A 5,837-nucleotide genomic window follows, 5' to 3' on the forward strand; every position below is an offset into this window, starting at 1 on the left:
CGACCACATTGGACACAAATGTGATTCTGTTTTCCTTTCTTCTTGCCATTTTTACGGATATGGGTTGATTTACATTCGCTTGTATTGCATAAATTATTCCTCCTATTCATACTCTCTCTCTCTAACTCAGCAACGCCAGAAAACTCTTGCCAGATTTTTATGACGCAGAAACAACTCTCGAAGTGGGGGAATTAAATGAATTAGAAACATTTGTTGACTCAAAAAAAACTTGCACCGGGTTATGGACAGCAGTAGATCATTTTAAACCAGGTATTCTAGTATGGGTTTTAGGCGACCATAGTGCAAAAAATTTTTAACCACTATGGGGGATTGTTAATAAATGGAAATGCCATTTTTATGTAACAGATAGGTGGAAAGTTTACCCTAAGTTTATTCCCGATGGAGATCAAATTATTAGCAAAGCATCTATGATAAGAGTTGAGGGTTAAAATACAAGATTAAGGTACTACGCAAGCGCGCCTAAAACGAAAAAGTCTTTGTTATTCTAAATCTGAACATATGCTAAGGTATTCAATTCAATTACTCATTCACTATCTAAAATTTGCAGATGTTCCAATTCCGTATCAAAATCAAATAAATCATTTTCTGCGTCCGTGATCGCATGATAATAAGTTTATCATCCCTTGATTCAGCAAGCCAAAACTTGATGGCTCAAAAATCACCAATTCTCGTGTTCAACAAGAAATAAACATAGCCATGGTAGCTTGTCTAAATTATATTTGATTGCTAATTAATTGCTAATTATGACAATTGATTTAATCAGAGGACTTACGAATCACAACCAAAGACACCAAACTAAAGAAAGCCGATTTTTGCCGTTGCTGCGATATCTCACGCGTCTTCTCAGCAAAAACCCGGTTTCTGGCTATCCGTGGGTAAGTCATAATAGCAATAAGGGCTGGCAAAATGCACAACCCACATACTAGATATCACTTTGATATCAGACTTAAATTTTTAATACCCCCAGGGGAATTCGAATCCCCGTCGCATCCGTGAAAGGGATGTGTCCTAGGCCTCTAGACGATGGGGGCGCGTTGCGTTTGCTTGTGTTCCGCACCTTTATAACCTTAACTAATCTTTCCCAATCTGTCAACTACTTTGCGAAAGTTTTTTTTCTACTCGTCCCAAAGCTAGTCATACTAGGCTTTGAGGATACGATCGCAATTGTCGATCGCCCCCGAGGCGAGCAATCTCGAACCGTGGGTGTTCTGGGTGGGGAAGTCCAAACAAGCGACGCGGGCGATGTGGCCGAACTTCATGGCGATCGAAGCATCTCTCCCAAAACCGGTAATTGCCCCCAACTGTACCTCTACGCCGGCGGCTGCTGCGCGCAGTTGCCCAATTCTTGATCGTAACAGTCCGTAGTCGTGCTGCACCAGCAGCAAAAAAGGGTTTTCGCCGTCAAGAATCGGGTATTGAGCCACCAAGCTTGCACATTGTCCAAGCAATCAGGGCATTCAACGGCTGGCACTGCGTAAAATACAAAGCTGCGATCGCCTCGGCTCCTTTGCCGACGACACCAAATAAACATTCACCGCAGACTCTTTCAAACATTCCGCCAGAGCCAGCAAAATAGCCACAGAAGCCTTGTTCTCCAGGCTGTAGCTCTATAATAATAATCCAATCCTTCACCCCCAGCGGACGTTTGCGGTGCTTTTCCACCACCATCCGCGTTCCCGATCAAATTCCCGCCGACGCTAATTCATCGGCGGTACATTTACCGAAGAATTCAGCATTTAGGAGCCAAAATGGATTCTGTGCGACAGGATGGAGAATCCAGGTTTCAAGGCTCCGATTTTAATCGTGGAGCCGAAAAAATTCTTTCGTTACCGAAAACACTCACTTCAGGGATGGGGTATTCTGAATTCGGAATTCTGTCTTCTGACTCCTTCTCATTTTTTCGATCCAGGCATTTTCCCACTTGAAAGAAACATCTTCCTGCTGAGCTTTTTGAGGAGATTCGTTGGGGTTTCACCTCACGCCCCGACAAACTGGTGACGCGAGTAGGAGGCGACCAACTGCAGCCGTTACGGGTGGCGGGTACACTGCTGGCTAACAAGGGCTATGATCCAGATCAGCGTGTGATTGACCGCCTCAATGCCGAGGGGAAGACCACCGTGATTTCACCTCGCCGCAATTGCAAGACCCTGGAAACTTACGATGCTCAATTGTACAAAGCCCGTCATTTGATTGAGAACTTTTTCCCCAACCTCAAGCAGTATCAGGCAATCGCAACGCGCTATCACCCTAGGGCGGTGAACTTTCCGGCGTCCGATTCTTCTGGCTGCTGCGGTCATCGGGTTGAATTGATGACACCCCCTAAATTAACTTGACAGTGCCGTAAACTAATATGCCTGACCTCTTGAGCACCTTTTTTTCTAATAATTTCATTCCTCACGGACATTGTTACCTCTGGAAACCGGGGCTAGTCTGGCTGCACTTAACGTCAGATGCCTTGACTACCCTCGCTTATTACTCGGTGGCGGTTGCCATTGTTTACTTTACAAATGAGCGTAAAGATTTGCCTGCCCACACGGTGATGCTGCTGGTGGGTTTCTTTTTTATCTTTGCCTTATGTGGCACGACGCACCTGATGGAAATAGTGACACTTTGGCACCCCATTTATTGGGTTTCAGGACTGATCAAAGCTGTCACTGCTGTTTGGTCTTTCTATACATTCACCTTTTTACTGATTCCCTTAATTCCAGTGGCGCTTGATGCGCCAAGTCCAGCCCAACTCGCCCTTACAAACCAGGAACTAGAAGAGAGCCGCCGCCGTATCCAGGCGATTAATGTGGAGCTAGAGCAACGGGTGCAGGAACGCACTGCCCAACTGGAAGCGTCTAATCGCACCAAAGACGAATTATTGATGCGTGAACAAATAATTCGGGCAGAGGCAGAGGCAGCTAACCGGGCCAAGGATGAGTTTCTCTCGATTCTTTCTCATGAACTCAGAACTCCTCTCAACGCGATCTTAGGGTGGTCAACGATGTTACGGCAGAAAAACCTGAGTGAGGATAAGGTGGCGCGGGCTTTGGAGACGATCGAGCGAAACGCCAAGTCTCAAGCCCAGCTCATCGAAGACATCCTCGATGTTTCTCGCATTATCACAGGTAAGCTGCGCCTCCGAGTCCGTCCTGTCAACCTCGTGCCGGTGATTGAATCGGCGATTGAGTCTGTACAGTTGGCGGCTGAGGTAAAGTCAATTCGCCTGCAAAGCGTGCTCGATTCTGAAGCTGGCCCGCTCTTGGGTGATGCCGATAGGTTGCAGCAAGTTGTGTGGAATCTACTTTCTAACGCTCTCAAATTTACGCCTAAAGACGGGCGAGTCCAGATCAGTTTGCAGCGGGTTAATTCCCATGTTGAAATTACTGTCAGCGACACTGGATCAGGCATCAGCTCGGACTTTCTACCGTATGTCTTCGATCGCTTCAGCCAGCACGACAGCACGACCACTCGCAGTTATGGGGGGTTGGGTTTAGGGTTAGCCATTGTGCGTCAATTAGTTGAATTACATGGCGGGACTGTAACGGTAGTGAGTCCAGGGATAGGACAGGGGACGACCTTTATAGTTCAACTGCCCGTGATGATTATCCATCTACCACCGAGCGATCCAGAGCCATTAAACTCGCTCGTCGAGGCGAATGGGAGGGTAGAGGGGTCGCCGACCCTTGAAGGCTTACAAATCTTAGTGGTAGAGGACGAGGCTGACGCGCTAGAGTTGCTGAGCACAATTCTGGAAAAGTATGGTGCTGATGTCATGGCTGTGGCTTCCGTCAAGGAGGCTTTGACCATTATCGAAACCGCAACCGATCACAGCCCCGATGTTTTAGTGAGCGATATTGGGATGCCGGATGAAGATGGCTACTCCCTGATCCGCAAGTTGCGTCAACTTGAAGCGCAGCGGGGCGGTAGGCTACCCGCGATCGCGCTGACGGCTTATGCCCGGAATGACGATCGTCAGCAGACACTGTTAGCAGGTTTTCAGATGCATTTGACCAAACCCGTAGATGCTGCCGAGTTAGTGGCGGTGGTGGCCAGCCTCACTGGACGTACAAGCAGGTGCTAAGGAATGAAAAATAAATAACTTAAAGAATTACTCAGGTTGGGGTACGGCTCGATAATTCCATTTGGGCAAATATTCGTCAAAAACCTGGGGGGGTAACAACCAGCCCCAAACCCATACTTTGTAAGGATTGAGCCAATGTGTGCTAAAAAAAGAGGATCTCCTAAACTTATGGTTATAAGTTTATATAATCAGAAAAGCCAGCTAATACGCGATTCCTAAAATTATTAAAATTAGAAAAACCATACCCTAGCCGCATTATCAACTTAATCCGATTGTTGATTCCTGACATGACTCCACTTGTGGTGCGAGCAAGAAAGTAGTTGCAAATACCCTCACAATGATTTTCAATTGTTGATGCAGATTATCTAAAAAATACTTGTGCATGATTTAGCCATTCTTTGATTTTGGGCGTTGCTTAATCAGGGCATGAAAAAAAATAAGTTAAAAATCCCCAAGCTTTGTCAATACTGGTTTCTATGACTGGCATATTTAGCCTTTCATACCGTAAATCAGCAACGCCTGATTTTGTTCTGCTTTTTGGCCATTAAATTAGTCTCATATATTTCTATAAATTTTTCTTTCATCTCATACGCCATTCTCAAAAATTCTGATTTCCCTAGTGTCAATTATAATTGATCAATCTGCTCTGGATTTAAATTTACTCGATTACTTAATAATAAATATTGACTTTGCTTATCTGTTATTCCGGCTGCTCTACGTAACTTATTTAAGCCTTTATTAACTACTTTTATTACATAAAAACGATCCATAATAACTTTGGCATTTGGGAATACTTTTTTGATAACTTTAGGGAATCCTACCCACATATCAACACTCACTTAATCAACTTGTTCACGAACCTCAATTGGTTGTTTCATAAGGACTTCAATGATGTCTTCACAGCGATGAGAATCAATCATCTCAATTAAATTACCTTCGGAGATGTCACTAACAACAGTCACAAAAATTCCTTGACCTTTTCGCATACTTATCTCAGAGAGACAAATTCGTTTGACCCGTTTCCAATTCTGTTTTTTTTGATTGTGTTTACCTGCTCAAATATTCCTTTTATTTTGTCATGACTCAGTCCTTATTCTCGTCCAAGTTGCTCCATGCTCGATTATTTTACACCCTCATAAATATTTTGTTCGTATCGTTGAGTATGCCATCTTTTAACGTCCAAAAAATCTATTATTTCTGTGGGATAGCTTTGACAAATAGGACAGTCAAACTGCCGTAGTGGGATTTTTAGATACACAGGACGACCAAAAACAGACAAATCTCTTACTAGAATTGGTCGATTTTGATGCAGTTTTTCGGTAGATTTTTACTCCCGATGACAAACAATTCTTTCTGATAAAATGCTCAGTCCCAAGAAAATTTTTCCCTCAAAGGGAGTACAAGTTTCAATCCTGACTCCAGGCAAGGCTAATAGATAGTCTAGATGGAAGCTCATAACGGTAAATATATTACTAGGTACATTTTACACCATAAACTCAGGAGAGCCGAGAAAATTGGCGCAAAATGCAATTTAGCTGAGGCTCATTATCAACTTGCTTTAACTTACCAAAAGATGAGTGATACCGAGAAGAGTCAGACTTCGTTTCAAGAGGCGATTCGACTTTTCAATGAAATCAAAGCATCTAACCAAGTTGAGAAAGTGCGAAAGGCCTGACGGGGTGACAGGTTGCCTGAAAATCATACAGTCCGGCAATCCTAGACAAATCGCCTAGAAAAAGATAGGGTA

9 protein-coding genes, 1 tRNA gene and 1 pseudogene are annotated in these 5,837 nt (G+C 44.1%); 3 read left to right on the forward strand and 8 right to left on the reverse strand.

Annotation, left to right across the window (positions count from 1 at the left end):
- Window positions 1–110: transposase-like zinc-binding domain-containing protein (locus tag QUB37_RS29970; RefSeq protein WP_445300071.1), on the reverse strand; the 110-nt coding region annotated here is incomplete at its 3' end.
- A gap of 33 nt (window positions 111–143) precedes the next feature.
- On the opposite strand from QUB37_RS29970, the pseudogene QUB37_RS28950 reads away from it, so the two are divergent.
- Window positions 144–618, forward strand: a pseudogene (locus QUB37_RS28950) (IS1 family transposase); the annotation flags it as partial.
- Window positions 619–979: 361 nt separating this feature from the next.
- Here the strand turns inward: QUB37_RS28950 and QUB37_RS28955 are convergent.
- The 3 genes from QUB37_RS28955 to QUB37_RS28965 all read right to left on the reverse strand — a co-directional run bounded on the left by QUB37_RS28955 (window position 980) and on the right by QUB37_RS28965 (window position 1,689).
- Window positions 980–1,052 (reverse strand) — tRNA-Glu (locus tag QUB37_RS28955).
- A gap of 108 nt (window positions 1,053–1,160) precedes the next feature.
- Entirely contained in the window at window positions 1,161–1,445 is a 285-nt protein-coding gene (locus tag QUB37_RS28960) for a hypothetical protein (protein ID WP_333168622.1), read from the reverse strand.
- Window positions 1,423–1,689 (reverse strand): hypothetical protein, encoded by a 267-nt coding sequence (locus QUB37_RS28965; RefSeq protein ID WP_333168623.1) that lies wholly within the window; start codon window positions 1,687–1,689, stop codon window positions 1,423–1,425. The genes QUB37_RS28960 and QUB37_RS28965 overlap by 23 nt, the downstream gene beginning before the upstream one ends.
- A 326-nt stretch (window positions 1,690–2,015) precedes the next feature.
- Between QUB37_RS28965 and QUB37_RS28970 the strand changes: the two genes are divergently transcribed.
- Window positions 2,016–2,354, forward strand: a complete 339-nt coding sequence (locus QUB37_RS28970) for a hypothetical protein (protein ID WP_333168624.1) — start codon at window positions 2,016–2,018, stop codon at window positions 2,352–2,354.
- Between the two features lie 17 nt (window positions 2,355–2,371).
- The gene (locus QUB37_RS28975; protein WP_333168625.1) at window positions 2,372–4,090 is read left to right on the forward strand and encodes an ATP-binding protein; all 1,719 of its coding nucleotides are present in this window, start codon (window positions 2,372–2,374) and stop codon (window positions 4,088–4,090) included.
- Between the two features lie 172 nt (window positions 4,091–4,262).
- Here the strand turns inward: QUB37_RS28975 and QUB37_RS28980 are convergent, their stop codons facing one another.
- The 4 genes from QUB37_RS28980 to QUB37_RS29975 form a co-directional block, all read right to left on the reverse strand.
- Entirely contained in the window at window positions 4,263–4,439 is a 177-nt protein-coding gene (locus QUB37_RS28980) for a transposase (RefSeq protein ID WP_333168629.1), read from the reverse strand.
- A gap of 277 nt (window positions 4,440–4,716) precedes the next feature.
- Complete coding sequence (locus QUB37_RS28985; protein WP_333168626.1) at window positions 4,717–4,929, reverse strand: transposase; 213 nt, start codon at window positions 4,927–4,929, stop codon at window positions 4,717–4,719.
- Window positions 4,930–5,076, reverse strand: coding sequence for a hypothetical protein (locus tag QUB37_RS28990; RefSeq protein WP_333168627.1), 147 nt, complete (start codon window positions 5,074–5,076; stop codon window positions 4,930–4,932).
- 134 nt (window positions 5,077–5,210) lie between these two features.
- The gene (locus QUB37_RS29975; protein ID WP_445251302.1) at window positions 5,211–5,402 is read right to left on the reverse strand and encodes a transposase family protein; all 192 of its coding nucleotides are present in this window, start codon (window positions 5,400–5,402) and stop codon (window positions 5,211–5,213) included.
- Between the last annotated feature and the right edge of the window lie 435 nt (window positions 5,403–5,837).

It is taken from the genome of Microcoleus sp. AT3-A2, assembly GCF_036705685.1.
Taxonomy (GTDB): domain Bacteria; phylum Cyanobacteriota; class Cyanobacteriia; order Cyanobacteriales; family Microcoleaceae; genus Microcoleus.

Coding starts and splice junctions, on each gene's coding strand:
- QUB37_RS28965 (WP_333168623.1), bottom strand. CDS start 1,689: ATGGTGGTGGAAAAGCACCGCAAACGTCCGCTGGGGGTGAAGGATTGG.
- QUB37_RS28990 (WP_333168627.1), bottom strand. CDS start 5,076: ATGCGAAAAGGTCAAGGAATTTTTGTGACTGTTGTTAGTGACATCTCC.
- QUB37_RS28975 (WP_333168625.1), top strand. CDS start 2,372: ATGCCTGACCTCTTGAGCACCTTTTTTTCTAATAATTTCATTCCTCAC.